This window comes from Anoxybacillus sp. CHMUD (assembly GCF_013096965.1).
GTDB classification, from domain to species: domain Bacteria; phylum Bacillota; class Bacilli; order Bacillales; family Anoxybacillaceae; genus Anoxybacillus; species Anoxybacillus kestanbolensis_A.
In genome coordinates, this window is sequence record NZ_SDLG01000003.1 from 72,860 (window position 1) to 92,835 (window position 19,976).

Annotated in this window: 18 protein-coding genes and 1 riboswitch; of the genes, 2 read left to right on the top strand and 16 right to left on the bottom strand. The window is 43.9% G+C overall.

The features are described 5' to 3' along the window. Position 1: 1 nt before the first annotated feature. The 15 genes from ETB99_RS02800 to ETB99_RS02870 all read right to left on the bottom strand — a co-directional run bounded on the left by ETB99_RS02800 (position 2) and on the right by ETB99_RS02870 (position 15,602). On the bottom strand, positions 2 to 649 hold the full coding sequence (locus tag ETB99_RS02800) for a precorrin-8X methylmutase (RefSeq protein WP_021094025.1): 648 nt from the start codon (positions 647 to 649) through the stop codon (positions 2 to 4). After that, on the bottom strand, positions 650 to 1,426 hold the full coding sequence (cobK, locus tag ETB99_RS02805) for a precorrin-6A reductase (RefSeq protein ID WP_171699850.1): 777 nt from the start codon (positions 1,424 to 1,426) through the stop codon (positions 650 to 652). Between the two features lie 10 nt (positions 1,427 to 1,436). Then, positions 1,437 to 2,270 carry a sirohydrochlorin chelatase gene (locus tag ETB99_RS02810; protein ID WP_171699851.1) on the bottom strand — a complete coding sequence of 278 codons (834 nt, stop codon included), beginning with the start codon at positions 2,268 to 2,270 and terminating at the stop codon, positions 1,437 to 1,439. A gap of 5 nt (positions 2,271 to 2,275) precedes the next feature. Next, positions 2,276 to 3,796, bottom strand: coding sequence for a precorrin-3B C(17)-methyltransferase (gene cobJ, locus ETB99_RS02815; protein ID WP_171699852.1), 1,521 nt, complete (start codon positions 3,794 to 3,796; stop codon positions 2,276 to 2,278). 6 nt (positions 3,797 to 3,802) lie between these two features. After that, positions 3,803 to 4,582 carry an energy-coupling factor ABC transporter ATP-binding protein gene (locus ETB99_RS02820; RefSeq protein WP_171699853.1) on the bottom strand — a complete coding sequence of 260 codons (780 nt, stop codon included), beginning with the start codon at positions 4,580 to 4,582 and terminating at the stop codon, positions 3,803 to 3,805. Then, positions 4,566 to 5,288, bottom strand: coding sequence for a CbiQ family ECF transporter T component (locus ETB99_RS02825; protein WP_171699854.1), 723 nt, complete (start codon positions 5,286 to 5,288; stop codon positions 4,566 to 4,568). Before ETB99_RS02825 ends, ETB99_RS02820 begins: the two co-directional genes overlap by 17 nt. Then, positions 5,281 to 5,550, bottom strand: coding sequence for an energy-coupling factor ABC transporter substrate-binding protein (locus tag ETB99_RS02830; RefSeq protein WP_171699855.1), 270 nt, complete (start codon positions 5,548 to 5,550; stop codon positions 5,281 to 5,283). Before ETB99_RS02830 ends, ETB99_RS02825 begins: the two co-directional genes overlap by 8 nt. Beyond that, positions 5,547 to 6,299, bottom strand: a complete 753-nt coding sequence (locus ETB99_RS02835) for an energy-coupling factor ABC transporter permease (protein WP_171699856.1) — start codon at positions 6,297 to 6,299, stop codon at positions 5,547 to 5,549. Before ETB99_RS02835 ends, ETB99_RS02830 begins: the two co-directional genes overlap by 4 nt. Then, on the bottom strand, positions 6,296 to 6,658 hold the full coding sequence (locus ETB99_RS02840; protein WP_171699857.1) for a (2Fe-2S) ferredoxin domain-containing protein: 363 nt from the start codon (positions 6,656 to 6,658) through the stop codon (positions 6,296 to 6,298). Before ETB99_RS02840 ends, ETB99_RS02835 begins: the two co-directional genes overlap by 4 nt. Before the next feature lie 138 nt (positions 6,659 to 6,796). After that, positions 6,797 to 6,977: riboswitch (cobalamin riboswitch) on the bottom strand. Positions 6,978 to 7,060: 83 nt separating this feature from the next. Continuing rightward, entirely contained in the window at positions 7,061 to 8,095 is a 1,035-nt protein-coding gene (locus ETB99_RS02845; protein WP_171699858.1) for a LacI family DNA-binding transcriptional regulator, read from the bottom strand. A gap of 16 nt (positions 8,096 to 8,111) precedes the next feature. Further along, entirely contained in the window at positions 8,112 to 10,439 is a 2,328-nt protein-coding gene (locus tag ETB99_RS02850; RefSeq protein ID WP_171699859.1) for a glycoside hydrolase family 31 protein, read from the bottom strand. Positions 10,440 to 10,457: 18 nt separating this feature from the next. Continuing rightward, the gene (locus ETB99_RS02855) at positions 10,458 to 11,975 is read right to left on the bottom strand and encodes an alpha-amylase family glycosyl hydrolase (RefSeq protein WP_171699860.1); all 1,518 of its coding nucleotides are present in this window, start codon (positions 11,973 to 11,975) and stop codon (positions 10,458 to 10,460) included. A gap of 95 nt (positions 11,976 to 12,070) precedes the next feature. After that, positions 12,071 to 12,913, bottom strand: a complete 843-nt coding sequence (locus ETB99_RS02860) for a sugar ABC transporter permease (protein WP_019417913.1) — start codon at positions 12,911 to 12,913, stop codon at positions 12,071 to 12,073. A 1-nt stretch (position 12,914) separates the two neighbouring features. Continuing rightward, complete coding sequence (locus ETB99_RS02865) at positions 12,915 to 14,198, bottom strand: carbohydrate ABC transporter permease (RefSeq protein WP_171699861.1); 1,284 nt, start codon at positions 14,196 to 14,198, stop codon at positions 12,915 to 12,917. 111 nt (positions 14,199 to 14,309) lie between these two features. Then, positions 14,310 to 15,602: an extracellular solute-binding protein gene (locus ETB99_RS02870; protein ID WP_171699862.1), complete on the bottom strand. Its 1,293-nt coding sequence runs from the start codon at positions 15,600 to 15,602 to the stop codon at positions 14,310 to 14,312. A 278-nt stretch (positions 15,603 to 15,880) separates the two neighbouring features. Between ETB99_RS02870 and ETB99_RS02875 the strand changes: the two genes are divergently transcribed. After that, positions 15,881 to 17,644 (top strand): alpha-glycosidase, encoded by a 1,764-nt coding sequence (locus ETB99_RS02875; RefSeq protein WP_171699863.1) that lies wholly within the window; start codon positions 15,881 to 15,883, stop codon positions 17,642 to 17,644. Here the strand turns inward: ETB99_RS02875 and ETB99_RS02880 are convergent. Next, positions 17,628 to 18,476, bottom strand: a complete 849-nt coding sequence (locus tag ETB99_RS02880) for a helix-turn-helix domain-containing protein (protein ID WP_128999840.1) — start codon at positions 18,474 to 18,476, stop codon at positions 17,628 to 17,630. The genes ETB99_RS02875 and ETB99_RS02880 overlap by 17 nt on opposite strands. 114 nt (positions 18,477 to 18,590) lie before the next feature. Between ETB99_RS02880 and ETB99_RS02885 the strand changes: the two genes are divergently transcribed. After that, on the top strand, positions 18,591 to 19,943 hold the full coding sequence (locus tag ETB99_RS02885; RefSeq protein ID WP_171699864.1) for an MATE family efflux transporter: 1,353 nt from the start codon (positions 18,591 to 18,593) through the stop codon (positions 19,941 to 19,943). The last annotated feature ends 33 nt before the right edge of the window (positions 19,944 to 19,976 follow it).

Genomic DNA, 19,976 nt, shown 5'->3' on the forward strand with positions numbered 1-19,976 from the left:
CTTATTCTCGCTCCGCTAAAATAGACAAGGCATTTAAAGCGGCAACCGTAACCGTGCTCCCCCCTTTTCGTCCAACGTTCGTAATAAACGGCACGTCAAGCTTTGCTAATTCCTCTTTCGATTCCGCTGCCGAAACAAAGCCGACCGGTAAACCGATAATGAGCCCGGGGCGCGCTTCACCTTCTTTCACGAGGCGAATAAGCTCAAGAAGCGCTGTCGGCGCATTCCCGATCGCAAATATCCCTCCATCTGCCTCCTTTACTGCTTTGCGCATCGCAACAATCGCGCGCGTCGTGTTTAATCGCTTCGCCTCTTTCATGACGTCATCATCAGAAATATACACGTGCACACTCCCACCATATTTTTCAAGACGTGCTTTATTAATTCCAACTTGCACCATTTGCACATCAGCGACGACTTTTTTTCCTGCGCGGATCGCTGAAATGCCCGCTTCAATCGCACGTGGATGAAACAATAAACTTTTCCCTAATTCAAAATCGGCGCTCGCATGAATGACGCGCTGAACAACCGCATATTGTTCGTTTGAAAACGAGTGTTCCCCGATTTCTTCATCAATGATTTGGAAGCTCTTTTGTTCAATTTGTTCTGGTTGCACCGTTACCGGGCGAAACGTTGTTCGAAAATCCATTTATTTTTCTCCTTTCATTTTTATTTCTTCCAACGCGCGAATGACGTCAGAAAACTCATGATAAACGACAGGATAAGAAAGTTTCGGACGGCGAATAACGACCGTTTCAATGCCAAGTTCTTGGGCTGCAGCAATTTTTTCATCGACAAATCCAACTCGTCCACTTTCTTTCGTCACAAGAAGCGTCACACCGAAATGTTGCATCAAAGCGATATCTAATTGTTTCGTAAATGGACCTTGCATCGCGATAATGTTTTCTTGCGGAAAGCGCAATCGTTCACACAATTCCATGTTGTCTTTTCGCGGCAACATGCGGGCAATTAAACGAACATCAGGAAGTGGAAGCAACATATCAGCAAAAATCGGCAACGTTTTACTGCCCGTCGTCAACATCACTACCCCTTTTTTATTTGCAGCATACTGTGCTGCGGCTTCATAACTATCAACAAATGTGACGCGATCATACGTAATGACGCTTTCTTTTCGTTCATACCGAATATACGGGACATTTGCTTCTTCTGCTGCTTTCATCGCTTGACGCGACGCTTCTTCTGCAAACGGATGGCTCGCATCAACAATTGCTGTCACTCTATGTTGCTGGATAAGCTGAACCATTTCACACGCTGTTAAACGCCCGACATGCGCATGCAATCCAACATGTGCCATTTGTTCTGCTGCATGCTCTGTCACAACTGTTGCAAACACGTCGTATCCAGCATCGCGAATCGCTAGCGCTAACTGTCTCGCATCGCTTGTTCCTGATAACATCATAATCATTCGTTTCACCTCAATGGTCGTGATGATGGTGGTGATGGTGGTGGTGATGATGTTGAGCGACATGAATGCGATATTGACACGTATCGCAATTCATTTGCACGGAATCACTCATTGCTTCTTGTAACCGATCGAGCACAATCGTCTGTAGCGACGGATGAAAGCCGAAATAATGCCCAAGTATAAACGAAATGTGCGGATAAGCGCTTTGAAACTCGGAAACTTTCTTTTCTAATCGCTTAATGAGCACGCCTGTAAATAAAAAGTAAGGTAAAATAACGATTTTTTTTGCACCGAGCTTGACACATCTTACGACTGCCTCATCTAATGACGGATTTGTGACGCCCATAAACGCAGGTTCAACGATCGCCTGTTTATTTCGCTCCCAAAATAAACGGGCAATTTTATATAAATCGCTATTGGCATCTGGATCGCTCCCGCCGCGCCCAAGCAAAATGATCGCTGTATGCTCATCTAAAACAACCTCTGCTTCTTTTAAACGATCTTGTAAAATCGTAAACGTTGCATCGTGAATGCCAAGCGGTCGTCCATACGTAAACGAAACGTGCGGATAGCGTTGTTTCGCTTCGTCAATGGCTGCTGGAATATGTAATTTCGAATGACCAGCTGGTAACAAAATAATTGGAATGATGACGACATCTTTCGCTCCCTGTTCCACACAATGGGCGATGCCGTCAATGACCGATGGAACACCAAACTCTAAAAAACATGTATGCACATAAAACGTTTCATTGATTTGCGGACGGATCGTTTGTACAAACTGGCGAACTTGTTCGTTCCCTTCTTCATCACGGCTTCCGTGTCCAACAAATAAAACAGCTTTCATCTTTTTCACTCCCCACATGCAGCCGACTCTACTTTCATTGTTTGTCCGTAAACAAAGCCACCGACTTCCCTTTTTCGTTCAAAAAATTTATGAAAACGTTCGTTTGCATATCCTTCTTTTTTGTATTGCTCAATAATACGTGCGATCGTGGCAACGATGTCATCAGGGTGAATTCCTTCAGCAACAAGCTGACCCGGATGAGCGTTTCTTCCCACTGTTTTTCCTCCTAAAAATAAATCAAATGCCCCTTTTCGATAAACGACGCCAATATCTTCATTTACTGCACCGTAACACGCCATACCGCACCCATTAAATCCGAGACGTAACTCTTTCGGCAAAGACGTCCCACCAAATTGCTTGTACAACTGTTCAGCATAAGGAATGGCATCTTTTTTCTCACCGTCGCAAAAATCGCACGCTTTCATCATAAGCACATCCCCCACTGGCGCAACCGTTAATCCTGCTGCTAAAAAAGAGGCAATGACTTCATCCGGCCTCTCTGTTTCCATTGTCACCTTTAAATAATGATCAGGAGTATACACAATCGTCCCTCGTTCCCCAACGATGTGTGCAATGTTCGTCATTTGTTTTGGTGTCAACGTTTTGTTTGCCACTCCCGGACTAACCGCTACTTCTAACCGTTCCATCTTTTTTGGAGACGTCACTTTTTCATATGCTTCTTCCGCTAATGTGCGCACGTTCGCGAGCGCCCACGGTTCCGCTTCTGGCCGTAACCGTTCATGCGGCTTTAACGGTTGAACAGCGCTTGATAGCGTATATTTTCGCTCGTAACCGCGCGGGGTAATTATCAAACCATCATGAACGAATGTAGAAGAGTTTCCAATAATAACAGTCGTTAGCATACCAATCTCATGTTGTAACATATCTCCTAAATTTGTAATGACGACATGTTGCCGCTCGCGATACGCGCTTTTGACAAGTCCAACGGGCGTATTTGGCGAGCGATACGTTAATAAAATGCGCTGCGCCTCAACGATTTGTTGCGTACGGCGGCTACTTTTTGGATTGTATAGCGCAATGACAAAATCCGCTGCGGCAGCCGCTTCAATTCTTTTCGCAATCATATGCCACGGAGTTAAATGGTCGCTTAAGCTAATCGTACATGCATCGTGCATAATCGGCGCCCCTAACAAAGCAGCGCAAGAATGAATCGCTGAAATACCTGGAATAATTTCTACTCCGACTCCTGTTTCTTTTTTCCATCCTTTTTCAATTAACACTTCATAAACGAGTCCCGCCATCCCATAAAGTCCAGCATCTCCGCTTGAAATGACAGCTACCTTTTTGCCGCGCTCCGCTTGCTTGATCGCCTCTTGGGCTCTTCCTACTTCTTCCGTCATTCCGGTACAAATGACTTCTTTTCCATGAATGAGATCCTTCACTAAATCAACATACGTTTTGTAGCCGACAATGACATCGCTTTCCTCTATCGCTTCACGCGCCCGTTTTGTCATATGATCCACACTTCCCGGTCCAAAGCCAACAACAAACAATTTTCCCGCCATACATTTTCACCCCTTTTTCCATCGTTCAATCCATTGCGCGAATTGTTGTTCAGTATACGTTTTCTTTTCATGCTCCCATATGCGTAAAAGAAGCGGCAATGGGAAATGAAGTTCACGAAATATATTCGTTTGCGTAAATACAAAGGCGGGTGGTCCATGCAAAACGATGCGCCCATCATGCATGACAAACACTTCGTCCGCCCACTGCCAAACAAAATCGAGATCATGTGTAATAACGACAAGCGTCGTACCTGCTTCGTGCAACTCATTTAATTTACTGATTAAGCGCTCGCTTTGCAAACCGTCTAAATAAGCAGAAGGCTCATCGACAATAAGTAAGCGAGGTTGCGGAGCCATAGCTACCGCAAGCGATAACCATTTTTTTTGTCCAAGACTTAAGTGGTGAATCGGTATATCTCTCCATCGATGAAGTGAAAACTGCTCCATCACTTCATCCATCCGCTCGCGATTTGATTGCAAACTAATCGCCAGTTCTTCTTCAATGGTCGGAGCTAAAAATTGGTGTTCTGGGTTTTGAAAAATGACGCCGACATGTTGTCGTAACTCGCGCCTTAACCGCCGATCTTCTACCTTTTTTCCTTCCCAATACACGTCTCCTTTCGTCGGACGGTAAATGCCGTTTGCATGAAGGAGCCATGTCGTTTTTCCACAACCATTTTTCCCAATTAACGCATATTTTTTCCCACGCTCAATCGTAAGCGATACACCTTTTAGCACATATACGCCGTTTTGGTACGTATAATGAACATCATGAAACGTTAACATATAAGCCCTCCATCATAAGTAAAACAACGAGCCACACACATGTTTCGATCACATATTTTCGCGGCAATTGTTCGTCCGCACAAATCGGAAAAACAAATGATGCGTTCCTCGTCTCTTGTGCAATGATCGTTGCTTCATAGTCGCGCATCGTTTGGCGAAACAGTTGTGCAACAGCAAGTGAGGCGAGGTGCCAACTTCGTTCGTCATTTTTTATTCGCACCGTCATAAACAATTGCATCGCTGCTTTTTCTAACACAAAAATGAAGCGATACGTCAACAACAATAGCTCAATAAATGCTTTCGGGACGTGCCATTTGCTTAATGCATGAGCAATGCGAAAAAACGGCGTTGTGATCGCGAGAAAAAAGAGAGTAAACGAACTTGCCAATGCTCGCAAGCAAATCGTCGCCACTTCCGCCATATTTTCGCTGACAAAATGAATCGTCCGATCAACGGTAAAAAGAAGTGGCACGCAGCTTCCGATCATGATAAGAACCATAACAATAAAAAAGTGAACACAAACACGCCAAGGTAAGCGCGCATGATAAAGAAGCCAGACGAATAGCCAAACGATAATGATACAGCGAACGACATTCGTTCCACATAACGCCCATATGAGTAACATACACGTAAGCATCAATTTAAATGTGACATTTAATTTAGCAAGCTTGTTTCGGTAAGCCCATTCATCAAGCCAACTAACCATTTCGCTGTCGCCCTTTATATAGCCCGATAATATATCCAATCACTCCCGCACCAAGCGCTGCTTGTACCGAAAATAGTAACGTCTCTACCTCACCGCCTGGCGGCTCAAATAAAACATGAAACCACGGTTCATAATGCGGGGCGATTTGTTGAATCATTTCTTCCGCAAGCGTATCAGCCCCAGCAAACTCCGTATTTTTCACAATAAATAGCGGCAACACGATCAACAATGCAGCAATGAACAACAATATACGATTGTTCATTTGAAAGACACCCCCCTCTCCTTTAACACGTCTAACTCTCGCTTCGAGTACGTATGCAAAAAGTTCCATACGACGACGGTAAGAAGTCCCTCCGTGATCGCAAGCGGTACTTGTGTCACCGCAAAAATGGAAGCGAATTTTAAAAATGCGCCCCATACGCCGCTTGTCACATCTGGAAATGCTAGGGCGAGTTGAAACGACGTCATGACGTATGTCGCCAAATCAGCCATCATCGCCGCTAAAAAGACGGAAATGCGCAGCGATATTCCACACTTTTTACATAGAACGAACAAGACGTACGCAACGAGCGGACCAACGACAGCCATGGAAAACGCATTCGCACCAAGTGTTGTCACTCCGCCATGCGCAAGTAAAAGCGCTTGAAACAATAGCACCGCCGTACCAATGACCGTCATCACGAACGGTCCGAATAAAAGTGCACCAAGACCTGTCCCAGTCGGATGAGAGCTACTTCCTGTAACAGACGGGATTTTTAACGCCGAAAGAACAAATGTAAACGCCGTAGCTAAAGCAAGCAATAACTTTACTTCGGGCCTTTGCCTCATCAAACGCGCAACGTTGCGCATACCGATCAAGAAAAACGGTAAAAATAACAGCCACCAAACGAGCGCCCACTGCCAAGGCAAAAATCCTTCCATAATGTGCATCGCATATACAGAAGGCGAAAGCGCAAATAAAATATAGATGGTTACGCACGCACTAGCGAAAAAAAACAACGGTTTCTTCACTTTTCCTTCCCCCTTGTCGCAACGCTATGTTCAGGTATGACAAACCCTCCATCGTATGTGTACGTCACATAATCAAGCAATACTTTGCCATCTTTTACATGTTTTCGTACAATATCCCTACCGACTTGCTCATCAATCGTACGATACCAAACACCTTCTGGATAAACGATGACGACACATGCATCTTCGCAGCGCCCGTTGCACCTCGTCCGCGTCGTATGAACGCGCCCATGTAACTGCAACCGATCAATTTCATCGCGAATCGCTTGTGTCACCTCTTCCCCTCCTTTTCTCATGCAGCTTCCTCCATTGCAAATAAGCATGTGATGTGTCGTTCCTTGTAAATTCCATGTTGCCATATATGTCGCCCCTTTTTTCAAAATAAAAAAAGCACCCCTAGGTAGAGGTGCAGAAAAAACGAAATATTCAAACAATCATGCATTCACAACCGTTGCTTTCCATCGTCTCCGCACGTCCACCTATATTCCCGTAGGCAGCCGACGTATCGCAAGCAGGCAGGTCTCCTGGCTTAGGTTCATCATTTCGTTGCGCCTTCCCAAAAATCAGTGGCATATTGCAACGAAACTCCCCATCACAGTGGCGGGTACCGCGACGGCTTTGCACCGTTCTTCCCTTTTAAGCATACGGACGTATGCACCGTACTTGCTCATCATATATATTTTTTCAAAGAGCGTGAATGTTAAGAATATAATACACCATTTTTTTCTTCTCGCCTAGTCCATTTACAAAAAAAGCGCCCTCTATTGAGAAGGCGCTTTGTAGTAGTCGCATGAAAACCGTTTGACGAGCGTATGCGGAATAATGATGCGTTTAATTGGCTCATTCGGGTTTTCGATTTGTTGAATTAAATTTCTTGCTGCTTCAAAGCCGAGCTGGAAAATGTTAATGTCTACCGATGTTAATGGCGGACGGGAAATTTCTGATAAAAGCACGTTGTTAAAGCTCACGATCGACAAATCAGCTGGTACGCTTAGCCCCATTTCCGCAAGCGTATTTAATACACCGAGCGCCATTAAATCGTCGGCGACAACGAGCGCAGTCGGCGGTTCTTTCAATGAAAGCAACCCTTTCATCGCCTCTTGGCCGCCTTCTTTTAAAAATTCTTCATGTACAATGTAATCTTTTCGATACGTCAGCCCGGCCGATTTCAACGCTTTTTCATATCCGCGCAAACGATCCATCGTCACAATGAGATTGACGTTTCCGCCGACAAAAGCGATGCGCTCATGACCGAGTTCAATTAAATATTCTGTCGCCTCGCGTGCCGCACGCACGTTATCGTTATCGACATGTGTAATTTCCTCCGCTTTTTTATGCGGTTTCCCGATGACGACAAACGGCACGTCTTCTTTTTGTAAATACGCCATAATTTTATCGTTCGCACGCGAATATAGCAAAATGACCCCATCGACGCGTTTTCCTTGCACCATATGGACGACACCTTCATAAATTTCCGCTTCCGTCTCCCCTGTCGACAACTGCAACGCATATTGTCGATCATGCACCGCTTTGCTAATGCCGCGAATGACTTCTGGGAAAAACGGGTTTTGAAACGCTTTATCGGCTGAGCTTGGCATAATTAAGCCGATGACTTGCGTCGATTTATTTGCTAAACTGCGGGCGATAAAATTCGGATGATAGCCGAGCTCTTTCATCGCTTCGCGCACTTTTTTCTTCGTCTTTTCACTAATGCGCGGACTGTCAGCAATGACGCGCGAAACAGTCGATGGTGCCACGTTCGCTCGTTTCGCTACATCTTTAATCGTTACTGTCATAAAAATCCCCCATCTCTTACAAAACAAACGAGTTTGTCGCTTCATCGACAAATCTTTGTTCACCGTTGACTATGACCGTTGACGGCACATGTCCAACAAACATGACACGCATACGCCACGGCGGCTGATACGTCCCTTCCGCTTCGACGTGAAAATGAACGGTATCGTGTGAAAATACCGCACGAATGTGCATGTTCACATACTCTCCTTTTTCGTATGCAAACGTTGTGCCGTCATCATCGTATAACGTATATGATGATGTTCCTTCTTCCATCGTATACACATACAACGTCAACTGTTCGTCCGCAATGGACGTCGATTGTTTTGCTTCGGCACGGGCAATCATCGCCCCTTCTTTTACAAATATCGGCAACCGGTCAAGCGGCGCTTCAACAATATATCGTCTGCCGCCTTCAAATTTTTCTTTCGTCCAATAATCAACCCAGCGTCCTTCTGGAAAATAAACGATGCGATGCGTTGTATACGGACGGATGATCGGTGCAATCATCACTTGCTCGCCAACCATAAACTGATCCGAAATATTCCACGTTTCGCGATCGTTCGGATATTCCATCATAAGCGGACGCATCATCGGCACACCTGTTTGATATGCTTCAAAACATAACGTGTACAAATGTGGGAGCCACTCGTAGCGCAACTCAATATATCGCTTCACCATCTGTTCATATGTTTCACCGAACGCCCACGGTTCTTGACGGGCGAAACCAATCGCACAATGATTGCGGAAATATGGAAAAAAAGCGCCGACTTGCGTCCAACGAACAAGCAATTCCCCATGAGCATCATGAGCGAAGCCGCCCACATCCGCCCCACAAAATGCAACGGCAGATAATCCTAAATTTAAACACATCGGCAAAGATAGTTCAAGATGTTCCCAAAAACTGCGGTTGTCTCCTGTCCACACAGCAGCATATCGGTGAATGCCCGAAAAACCGGCGCGCGTTAACACAAACGGACGCTTCCCTTTCAGTTGTTTTTTCAATCCGTTGTACGTCGCTTCCGTCATCATCATTCCGTATATGTTATGCACTTGACGATGCGTTTTCCATCCGTCATGAACGACTTGATCGTCCATCGTTTTCGTTTCGTTAAACACAGACGGCTCATTCATATCATTCCAAATGCCTTCAATGCCGATGCTCGTGTAAAACGCATGTTGTTCGCCCCACCATTTGCGCACTTTTTTCTTCAAAAAGTCAGGAAACACGCTCGTCCCCGGCCAAACGTCTCCTTTAAACAACGTTCCGTCTGCATATTTACAAAAATAATCTTTTTGCACGCCATCGCGATACGTATCGTACTCTGCATCTACTTTCACGCCCGGATCAACGATCGGAACGATGCGAACCCCTTGTTCACTCGCATATTGAACGAGCGATTTCGGATGTGGAAACCGATTTTGATCGAACGTAAATACACGATATTCATCCATATAATGAATATCTAAATATACCGCATCGAGCGGAATATGTTTTTTGCGAAATGTGTCAATTAATTCACGCACTTCTTGTTCTGTTTCATAACTATAACGCGATTGATGATACCCAAGCGCCCATTTCGGCGGGAGCGGCATGCGACCAACGAGATGCGTATATTGCGTTAACACATCTTTTGGGTGCGGGCCGGCAAACACGTAATAGTCGAGAGCACCGCCTTCTGACGTGAACGTATAAAACGACTCATACCGCAAGTCAAACGTCGTTTCATACGTATGATCAAAAAAGACGCCGTGTGCATGTCCGTCTTTTAACACCATCATATACGGATGCGACTGGTACAGCGGGTCCGTTTCTAAATTGTGCGGGGCATACACATCTGTATTCCACATCTTCCATACAGAACCACGTTTATTCAACACCCCTGTTTTTTCTCCTAATCCATATACGACATCTGTCGGAGCAAGCGCATGAACGCAACGCATACGCCCTTTTGCTTCAAAACATACAGGTTGTTCATCACGCACGAGCAATATTCCTTCATTGTCGTATATCGCCAGACGAAACGGACGTCGTTCGATGACGACTGTCAACTGTTTCGTCCGCAACTCCCAGCCGTCTTCTTTTTCTTGAACGTGCACATCCACTTTTTTCGGCGTTGCGACCACTGCTGGACTCACAGAAACATACTTTCCGTCGAATGGATCGAGCGTCACTCGAACGATATCGTCACGATAAAAATGTATTTTACCCGACGCGTTCTCGCATGTGAATGCAAATATTTGCTTTTTTTCTTCAATTTTTTGCACATCGCCAACCGATTGCCACACATCTATTTCATTCGTCCCATTTGTCGGCCGAATCGCAAAGCTCGTCTCCTCTAGCATACATGCCGCCTCCTATCGTTATGATCGCTTCCGTTTTCGCGCTAAATATAAAAACAGTCCAAAAGAAGCATACACCGCTACAAGCGCCGCAATAAACGGAATGTTTAATCCTGTTTTTGGCGCAAGCACGTAAATTTCCGCCGTTTCGCGATCTAAAATGATATCATACTTGCCATCTTTGCTTCGGACTAAATCGCCAGCAAGCAAGCCGCGCAACTCTTTTCCTTGTTCTAATTCGTCATCGAGCGTCACTTTTTGCGTTTTTGACGTGTTGTTAATGGCGATCACTGTTGTTTCCTCTTCATACGTCCGTTTAAACACAGCCATTCCGCCTTGTTCATACAACAATTCAAAATCACCGCGGCGAAGCGACGGCAATTTTTCACGCAATTCACCAAGCTTTGTCACATAATCAATGAGCTCTTTATCGGTACGGAAATTCATTAAACGACGGTTGTCTGGGTCTTCTCCGCCATCAAGCGCAATTTCCGTTCCATAGTACATAATCGGAATACCCGGCGCTGCAAACAAATACGTCAGTCCAAGTTTTAAACGCGTCACCGGATTGATGCGATTTTGTAACGCTAAGCGAGTAAAGCGAACGGTATCATGATTATCTAAAAACGTCCCAAGCAAATACGGACGGTCATAAAAAGCCTCGTTTCGCTTCCATACGTTGTAAAGTGGTTCAAGCGATTGATCGACGTTTGAAAAAATCGTTGACGCTTCTCTATAAAACGGAAAATCAATGAGCGCATCAATTCCGTGCTTCCCATATTCCGCTACGTAACGCGGATCATCGTGCCATACTTCACCAAGCAAAAAAAAGTCTTCCTTCACGGACTTCACTTCTTTTGCAAACTCTTCCCAAAACCATTTCGGTACATGTTTAACCGTATCTAAGCGATATCCGTCAATATCCGTTTCTTGAATCCACCATTTCGCCACGTCAAATAAATACGCTTTTACTTCCGGATTTTCTTGCGCTAAATCTGGAAGGCCAAACAGCCAGCCGTTTTCAACTTCCTGTTGATCGGCCCAATTGAAAATGTCTTTTTTCTCATGAAACCAATCTTTTTTTGAAGGATCATTCAGCCACGGGTGGTTGTAGCCTGTATGATTGACAACGAAATCTAAAATGACTTTCATATCTCGATTATGCGCTTCTTTTACAAGCCGTTTGAAATCATCGAGCGTACCAAAATGTTCTTCCACTTTATAAAAATCTTCAATCCAATAGCCGTGGTAGCCGCCTTTTTCGTTCGCAAAAATGGGGGTAAGCCAAATAGCTGTAAAGCCCATGTCCTTTATGTAATCGAGCTTGTCAATAACCCCTTGCAAGTCGCCACCGTGATACGCTTTCGGGTCGTGCACATCGACGTCGTAGTCATTTTTCGGATTCCCATTATTAAAGCGGTCAACCATAATAAAATAAATGCGTTCATCTTGCCATGTGCGCTCTGTTTTTGCGCTTGCCGGCAAAGCAAAGGAAAACAATAATATGATAGCTAGACATATACGCCATACGTTTTTCATTCCATTCCACTCCTATTCATTCCAAGCTTCTTATGTTAATATATCTCGAAATAGTAAGAAAGGAAAGAACCTAAACGATTCTTTCCTTTCGTTTCTCATCCTTTTGTTCCACCTGCCGTTAAGCCAGAAACGAAATACTTTTGGAATGAAAGGAAGAGAATAGCGATCGGCACGGCAATTAATACAGAACCTGCCGCAAACGTCGTAAATTCGCTGCCGAACTGCTTTGCAACTAAATCGTACAATCCGACCGCAAGCGTATACTTTTCTTTGCTGCGAAGCAACACGCTCGCTAAAATGAAATCGCCAAACGGTGCGATAAACGTAAAGAGCGCCACGACCGCAATAATTGGTTTCGCAAGCGGCAACACAATTTGAAAGAAAATGCGCAAATGCCCAGCTCCATCAATTTTCGCTGACTCATCGAGCTCTTTCGGAATCGTATCTAAATATCCTTTCATTAACCACGTATTCATTGGAATCGCGCCGCCGACATACACGAGAATTAACCCTAAATGCGTATCAACTAATCCTGTTAAAAGCGCCAAAATGAAGATGGCAATAAGCGCCGCAAAGTTCGGAATCATTTGCAAAATCAAAAACGTCATTAAGCCGTTTTGACGCCCGACGAAACGGTAACGGGAAAACGAATACGCCGTTAAGCTAACTAAAATAACGGAAAAAATCATCGTCAACGTCGAAATTTTTAACGAGTTCCAATACCAAGTCAAATAATCGCTTTGCGATGTATCGAACAATTTTTTATAGTGCGCTAGCGTGGCGTTGTCTGGAATCATTTTTGACCCAGATAAGCTTTGTCCCGGATTAAATGACGAGCCAACGACCCAAAGAAGCGGATAGACGATAATGATCGTCATCACCAAAATGACGGCATACGACAACGTCAACCGAATGAGTTTTTGTCTTTTCATATCCATATTACATCATATCCTCTTCTTTAAATGATTTTGTTCTTCTAAACTGCCATAATGCGACAGATACGACAACGAGCGAAAGCAATAACGTAATTGCCGCCGCTTTCGAATATTGCGCAGACGTCATCGTTAAACGATAAATCCACGAAATTAAAATGTCTGTCGCACCAGCATTTTGCCCAGATACCGCAGGGCCACCACCATTAAATAAGTAAATGATGTTAAAGTTGTTGAAGTTAAACGTATATTGCGTAATTAAAATTGGCGCTGTCGCATACAACACGAGCGGAAGGGTAATTTTCGTAAACTTTTGCCAACTTGATGCGCCATCAACTGTCGCCGCTTCATACAATTCATTCGGAATAGCTTGCAATACCCCCGTTGTCATCGCAAAGACGAACGGGAAGCCGAGCCACGTTTGAATGAGAATTAACGCCACTTTCGTCCAAAACGGATCGGTCATCCATTCAATCGGTCCGATGCCTAACGACGCCAAAATCGTTTTATTAATCACTCCGAACGATTCGTTAAACATACCTGAGAAAACGAGAATCGTTACAAACGCTGGAACTGCCCAAGGTAAAATGAAAATCGTCCGAATGATCGCTTTTCCTTTTAAATCTTTTTGGTTCACGATAATCGCCAAGAAAATACCGAGCGCAATTTGTAACGTTGTTGCCCCAAACGTCCAAACGATCGTCCAAGCAAGTACGCTAATAAACGTTTTCCGCCAAAGATCGAGCTTCACTAGGTCAATGAAGTTTTGAAACCCAACCCAGTCAACAAGTTTCGCTGGCGGTGAATGATATAAGTCATAGTTTGTAAACGCCAATAAGACGACGAAAATAATCGGGAAAATAACGACAAACACAAGTAAAAGAAATCCTGGTGAAATCATTAAATATGGAAAGCCGTTGTCAACGAGCGCACGATATTGCTCGCGCAACGAGCTAATTTTCAACCCTAAATCACGCTTTTGCCCGTTTTTATAGGCATCGCGCAAATTAAATGCATAAAACCCAAGTCCAAACACCGAAATAATGACCGCTAAAATGCCCTCAACGAGCAAGAAAATGGAATGGTCTCGTCCAACAACTTCACCGAGCGTAAATAACCCCCACCATCCCATATTTAATAAATCTTTAAAAACAATAAGAAACGAAGCAGCTAAAACAAAAAATGCGACGCCTTTCACGTATTGACGATTATACAGTTGTCCAAATCCCGGAATAATGGATAAACCGAGGGCAATTTTCCGATGATTCGATTGATACATTGGTGTTTCCATTGATTTTGTCTCCTTTCTAAACAATGGCGAGGAGCGCACTTAAATGTGAATAAATAAACAAATAAAAGAAAGTTGAAGCAGTACCTCTACAAGAGAGGTACCGCTCGTTCCTTAGTTGCTTGGATGATTTGCTTCAATGTTCGTTTTAATTGTTTTTACAGCTTCATCAAGCGCTTGTTTTGGCTCCGCTTTTTGATTTGCCACAAGTTGAAGTGCTGTCGCCATTGGTCCCCATACTTCTGCCATTTCAGGAATGTTTGGCATTGGAACCGCGTATTGAGATTGGATCGCAACCGCCTTTGCTCCTTCGTCTTCCGCGATTAACGGATCGTTAATGAGCGATTTTACTGGCGGAATTTCACGCGTTAACTCAAAGCGTTTTTTCGCATTTTCTTCGTTTGTAATAAACTCAATTAATTTTGTTGCCCATTCAGGATGTTTCGAGAACGCTGATACGTGCCATCCTTTTACACCCATAAACGTTTTCACAGGCTCACCGTTTGGCAATTTTGGCATTGGCGCCACTCCGATATCGATACCTGCATCACGCATACCTTGGAACGCCCACGGACCGTTCATGACAGATGCCGCTTTTCCTTCGTTGAATAAACCGTCCATCGCTGAACCGCCGTTTTCACCGATAATACCTTTCGGGAACAATTCTTTATACCATTGTTGAATGTATTCTGTCCCTTTTACTGCACCTTCGTTATTTAAACCGATGTCATTGCGATCTAACGCACCGTTATTGTTTTTAAATACGTAGCCGCCCATACCAGCAATGACACCGTGCGCAAAATAGAAGTTATCCCAAAGCGCTAAGAAACCGTATTGGTCGCCTTTTGTAAACTCTTTTGAGAACTGATATAGCTCATCCATCGTTTCAGGCGCTTTGTCCATTAATTTTTTGTTATAAATAAATACAGGCGTTTCTACTGCTTTTGGAAGTCCGTATAACTTTCCATCATACATTTGCGCCGCAATTGAAGATTCTGTAAACGTATCTAATACAGCTTGGTCGACTTGAATTTCACGAATTAATCCTTCTGTAACGAGCTGACCGATTTGGTCGTGCGGAACAGTAATAACGTCAGGACCTGTTCCTGCTGGGCCGTCCAAACGAAGTTGATCGCGCTGTTTTGTCGCCATTTCAACTTCTTTGTACTCTACTTTAATGCCATACTTTTCTTCGAATGCTTTAATTGCTGGCTCTAACGCCACACCGCGATCCACGTCTTCCCAAACGACAAGCTTTTCCGGTTTCGGCGGCATGCCATCTTCCGTTACTTCTGTTTTACCTTCATTTTCGTTTTCGGTTGGTTTTGCCTCATCTTGTGGACCACAACCTGCCATGACACCTGCAAGCAATGCAAGCGATGAAAAAATAGATACCGTTTTTTTCATTTCGACCCCTCCTGTTTTCAAACATATACAAACGCTTTCACTATGTCGTTTTGTGAAAACGATTGCACAATCTTTATCTTTATTATACAATCATTTTCCGTTTTGACAACTATTTTTTTCATCTTTTTTTTGAATGAATGTTGACTTTTTTATTCGTTTCATTTTACGCTTGACATAAGCATTGTATCCGCTTCCTTAGTTCAAAGAAGAGAGAGCGTACAAGTATGTGATAAGAAGCGCAATCGATTGCGCGATAAATAGAGAGGAGAGATTGAAACATGTTAAAAGAAGCGATTTATCACCGTCCAAAAGATGCGTTTGCTTATGCATACGACGAACGAACGCTACATATTCGTTTGCGGACAAAAAAAGATGACGTCGATGCCGTTTATTTGTTATTTGGCGACCCGTACGTATGGGAAGATGGCGCATGGCAATTTGACAAGCAACCGATGCAAAAAAGCGGTTGTGACGCTTTATTTGATTATTGGTTCATCGCTGTTGCTCCACCTTATCGTCGCTTGCGGTACGGCTTTGAATTGCATGCGGAAAACGAAGTACTCATTTATACAGAAAAAGGATTTTATCAAGAAGCACCAACAGACGATACTGCCTATTACTTTTGTTTTCCGTTTTTAAATCATGCGGACGTCTTTTGCGCGCCCGCTTGGGTGAAAGATACGGTATGGTATCAAATTTTCCCTGAGCGTTTCGCCAACGGCAATCCACGTTTAAATCCGCCAAATACGCTCCCATGGGGAAGTATCGATCCGACAACGACGAGCTTTTTTGGCGGCGATTTTGAAGGCATTATTGAACGATTAGACTATCTTGTCGAACTCGGCATTACCGGCATTTATTTTACACCGATTTTCAAAGCGCCATCGAACCATAAATACGACACGATCGACTATTTTGAAATCGATCCACAATTTGGCGACAAACAAACATTTAAACGGTTCGTTGAAGCATGCCATAAAAAAGGCATTCGCGTCATGCTTGATGCAGTATTTAACCATAGCGGCTATTACTTCGCTCCGTTTCAAGACGTATTAAAAAACGGCGAGAAATCACGGTATAAAGATTGGTTCCATATTCGTGAATTTCCACTTCAAACGGAACCGATTCCAAATTACGATACGTTTGCTTTTGTACCAGAGATGCCGAAACTAAATACCGAAAACCCAGAAGTGAAGCAATATTTACTAGACGTCGCAACATATTGGATTCGCGAATTTGACATCGACGGCTGGCGATTAGACGTCGCGAACGAAGTCGATCATCAATTTTGGCGCGAGTTTCGCCAAGCGGTGAAAGCGATCAAACCGGACGTGTACATCCTCGGTGAAATTTGGCACGATGCGATGCCATGGCTAAGAGGAGATCAATTTGATGCGGTCATGAACTATCCGTTTACAAACGGCGCACTCAACTACTTTGCGAAAGAAAACGTAAAAGCAAGCGAATTTGCCCATACGATCGTAAACGTGTTGCATAACTATCCGCAAAACGTCAATGAAGTCGCCTTTAATTTGCTCGGCAGCCACGACACGCCGCGCATTTTAACGCAATGCGGTGAACGAAAAGAAAAGGTAAAACTCATGTTTACGTTCCAACTTTCTTTCAGCGGTTCTCCGTGCATTTACTACGGAGATGAAATCGGCTTAACAGGCGGGCAAGATCCGCTTTGTCGCAAATGTATGGTATGGGAAAAAGAAAAGCAAGACCGCGATTTATTTACGCACGTACAAACGCTCATTGCGTTGCGCAAACAATATCGTGCCTTGCGCTTTGGCGAATTTCATGTGTTAGAAGCAAACGATGAAACGAATCATATCGCTTACGTCAAAACGTACGACGATGAAACGATCGTTTGCGTGTTAAACAATGCAGACGCATCGCTTACATGGACCGTTCCATTTTCACTTCAAGACAAAACGGTCATCAACCTTTGGACGAACGAACAAATGACTGAACAAACGATGACAATTGAGCCGTACGGCTTTCGTATGCTACTTGTACAGCCTACGTCCGCTGTATAAAACGGCGATACTCGCTTGGGGTCATCCCTTCTAATTTTTTAAATACACGCGAAAAATATGCACCATCTTCAAATCCGACTTGTTTAGCAATCGCCGCGACCGTCTCGTTGGTTGCGGCTAATTTTTTCTTTGCTACTTTCAGCCGATAATCATGTACATATTGCAGCGCACTCATTCCGATCGTTTTTTGCATACAGCGTGAAATGTAGTCAGGGTGAAGTCGGAGAGCATAAGCAAGATGCTCCATTTCAAACGATTGATCATAATGACGATGAATATATTCCATCGCTTCTCTACATACATGCTCCGCCGCTGATGGAATATGAAGCGTTTGTTTTTGCAATTGAACGATCCATTGTGCAAATAACAGCTGTTGCGCCAACGAATGATCCGGTGTTTGTTGCTCACGAACGATATGTTGCAACATCGTCTCCATTCCTACTTTGTTCAACTTTCCGTATTGTGGAATAAATAAACGATATTGCGCATAATCGACATACGTTGCCTCTCGTTCAATAATATCGCTCCATCCATACGGCTGTTTTTCAACAAGCTCGTATTGCGACACTGAAAAATGAATCCAAATAAAGTATGTATCTTCACCACACGGTTCATGCCCATAATGTTCAAACTGTGGGCATAAAATGACGTATTCTCCTTCCCGAACGGTAAACGTTTCTTCGTGTTCCGTCATATATAACGTTCCTTTTTGCACATACAGTAAATCAAATACCGAAAACGTGCGTCGAAAATGTTTCATTCCTTTTCGAAAAACCGCCTCACCACCTTTAATGAAAACGGGAAACGGCGGAACGGAAAACGATATATACATAAGCGCCCTCCTTTAAGTCGGAAATGTACAAAAGTTATCGTCTTTTTCTCTTTTTTTTCATTATAACAATCCATTAAAATAAAAACAGTTTGCAAGTCGGAAAACGTAAAGGGGTTGTCTTGTTTGGCAAAAAAGCTTTCTTTATTTGCGCTCACTTGGCCCATTTTTATTGAATTGACGCTTCATATGTTGACGGGCAATGCCGATACGTTTATGCTCAGTCAATATGCCGATGAAGCGGTTGCGGCTGTCGGGGTAGCCAATCAGTTATTGTTTATGATCGTTGTCATGTTTGGCTTTATCGCAACAGGAACATCGATTTTAATTGCACAATATGCTGGGGCAAACGATGAAAAAACAGCTTCCTATATTGGAGCTACTTCCATTTGGGCAAATTTATTATTTGGCGTCGTATTAAGCGTTGCGCTTTGGATAGGAAGCGATCATCTCCTTCAAGTAATGAACGTTCCAAACGAGCTAATGGCTGATGCGCGTGCTTATTTATGGATTGTTGGTGGTTTTTCATTTGTGCAAGCGCTCATTATGACGCTCGGGGCGATATTGCGCAGCTACGGGTTTACACGCGATATGATGAATATTACGATTGGAGTCAACATATTAAACATCATTGGCAACTATTTCGTGTTGTTCGGACCGTTTGGCTTACCGGTTTTAGGTGTTGAAGGGGTCGCTTGGTCAACAACGATCAGCCGGATGATCGGGCTTGTCATTGGATTTTTGCTCATCATGAAACGTCTCCCACATCCTCTCCCACTGTTATCGAAAGAGGCGTTTTCATTTGCTTACGTTAAACAATTATTAAAAATTGGCATTCCATCTGCCGGCGAACATGTCGCTTACAATACGTCACAACTTGTCATCACATATTTTATTACAATGCTTGGCACAGAGGCGTTAACGACGAGAGTATATACACAAAACATCATGATGTTTATTTTTTTGTTTAGCGTTGCCATCGGGCAAGGGACACAAATTATGATCGGGCATCTCGTTGGGGCAGAACGCTTTCATGAGGCATATACTCGTTGCTTACGAAGTTTAAAACTTGCGGTCATCATTTCGTTTACGATGGCAGCATTGTTTTCCGTCTTTTCCGACCAACTGTTTTCCATTTTCACAAACAACAATCGGATGATTGAAACAGGCGGGACGCTCATTTTACTCACGATGCTTCTTGAACCGGGGCGTTCATTTAACCTTGTAGTCATTAACTCGTTGCGCGCTGCGGGCGATGTGAAATTTCCTGTCTATATCGGCATCGCTTCGATGTGGGGAATAAGCGTCCCGCTTGCCTACCTCCTTGGCATTTCATTCGATCTTGGTTTAGTCGGCATCTGGCTCGCCTTTGCGGCGGACGAATGGATACGTGGCTTACTCGTCTATTGGCGTTGGAAATCAAACGTATGGCGCACAAAATCGTTCGTCAAAAAGGAAGCGACAGCTTAAAAACCCGAACAACGACGACGTTGTTCGGGTTTT

Excerpts from the sequence above, each read along its gene's own strand:
- ETB99_RS02880 (WP_128999840.1), bottom strand. The coding sequence starts at position 18,476 with ATGTATATATCGTTTTCCGTTCCGCCGTTTCCCGTTTTCATTAAAGGT.
- ETB99_RS02820 (WP_171699853.1), bottom strand. The coding sequence starts at position 4,582 with ATGTTAACGTTTCATGATGTTCATTATACGTACCAAAACGGCGTATAT.
- ETB99_RS02860 (WP_019417913.1), bottom strand. The coding sequence starts at position 12,913 with ATGGATATGAAAAGACAAAAACTCATTCGGTTGACGTTGTCGTATGCC.
- ETB99_RS02870 (WP_171699862.1), bottom strand. The coding sequence starts at position 15,602 with ATGAAAAAAACGGTATCTATTTTTTCATCGCTTGCATTGCTTGCAGGT.
- ETB99_RS02855 (WP_171699860.1), bottom strand. The coding sequence starts at position 11,975 with ATGAAAAACGTATGGCGTATATGTCTAGCTATCATATTATTGTTTTCC.
- ETB99_RS02830 (WP_171699855.1), bottom strand. The coding sequence starts at position 5,550 with ATGAACAATCGTATATTGTTGTTCATTGCTGCATTGTTGATCGTGTTG.
- ETB99_RS02840 (WP_171699857.1), bottom strand. The coding sequence starts at position 6,658 with ATGGCAACATGGAATTTACAAGGAACGACACATCACATGCTTATTTGC.
- ETB99_RS02810 (WP_171699851.1), bottom strand. The coding sequence starts at position 2,270 with ATGAAAGCTGTTTTATTTGTTGGACACGGAAGCCGTGATGAAGAAGGG.
- ETB99_RS02825 (WP_171699854.1), bottom strand. The coding sequence starts at position 5,288 with ATGGTTAGTTGGCTTGATGAATGGGCTTACCGAAACAAGCTTGCTAAA.
- cobK (WP_171699850.1), bottom strand. The coding sequence starts at position 1,426 with ATGATTATGATGTTATCAGGAACAAGCGATGCGAGACAGTTAGCGCTA.
- ETB99_RS02875 (WP_171699863.1), top strand. The coding sequence starts at position 15,881 with ATGTTAAAAGAAGCGATTTATCACCGTCCAAAAGATGCGTTTGCTTAT.
- ETB99_RS02845 (WP_171699858.1), bottom strand. The coding sequence starts at position 8,095 with ATGACAGTAACGATTAAAGATGTAGCGAAACGAGCGAACGTGGCACCA.
- ETB99_RS02865 (WP_171699861.1), bottom strand. The coding sequence starts at position 14,198 with ATGGAAACACCAATGTATCAATCGAATCATCGGAAAATTGCCCTCGGT.
- ETB99_RS02850 (WP_171699859.1), bottom strand. The coding sequence starts at position 10,439 with ATGCTAGAGGAGACGAGCTTTGCGATTCGGCCGACAAATGGGACGAAT.
- ETB99_RS02800 (WP_021094025.1), bottom strand. The coding sequence starts at position 649 with ATGGATTTTCGAACAACGTTTCGCCCGGTAACGGTGCAACCAGAACAA.
- cobJ (WP_171699852.1), bottom strand. The coding sequence starts at position 3,796 with ATGGCGGGAAAATTGTTTGTTGTTGGCTTTGGACCGGGAAGTGTGGAT.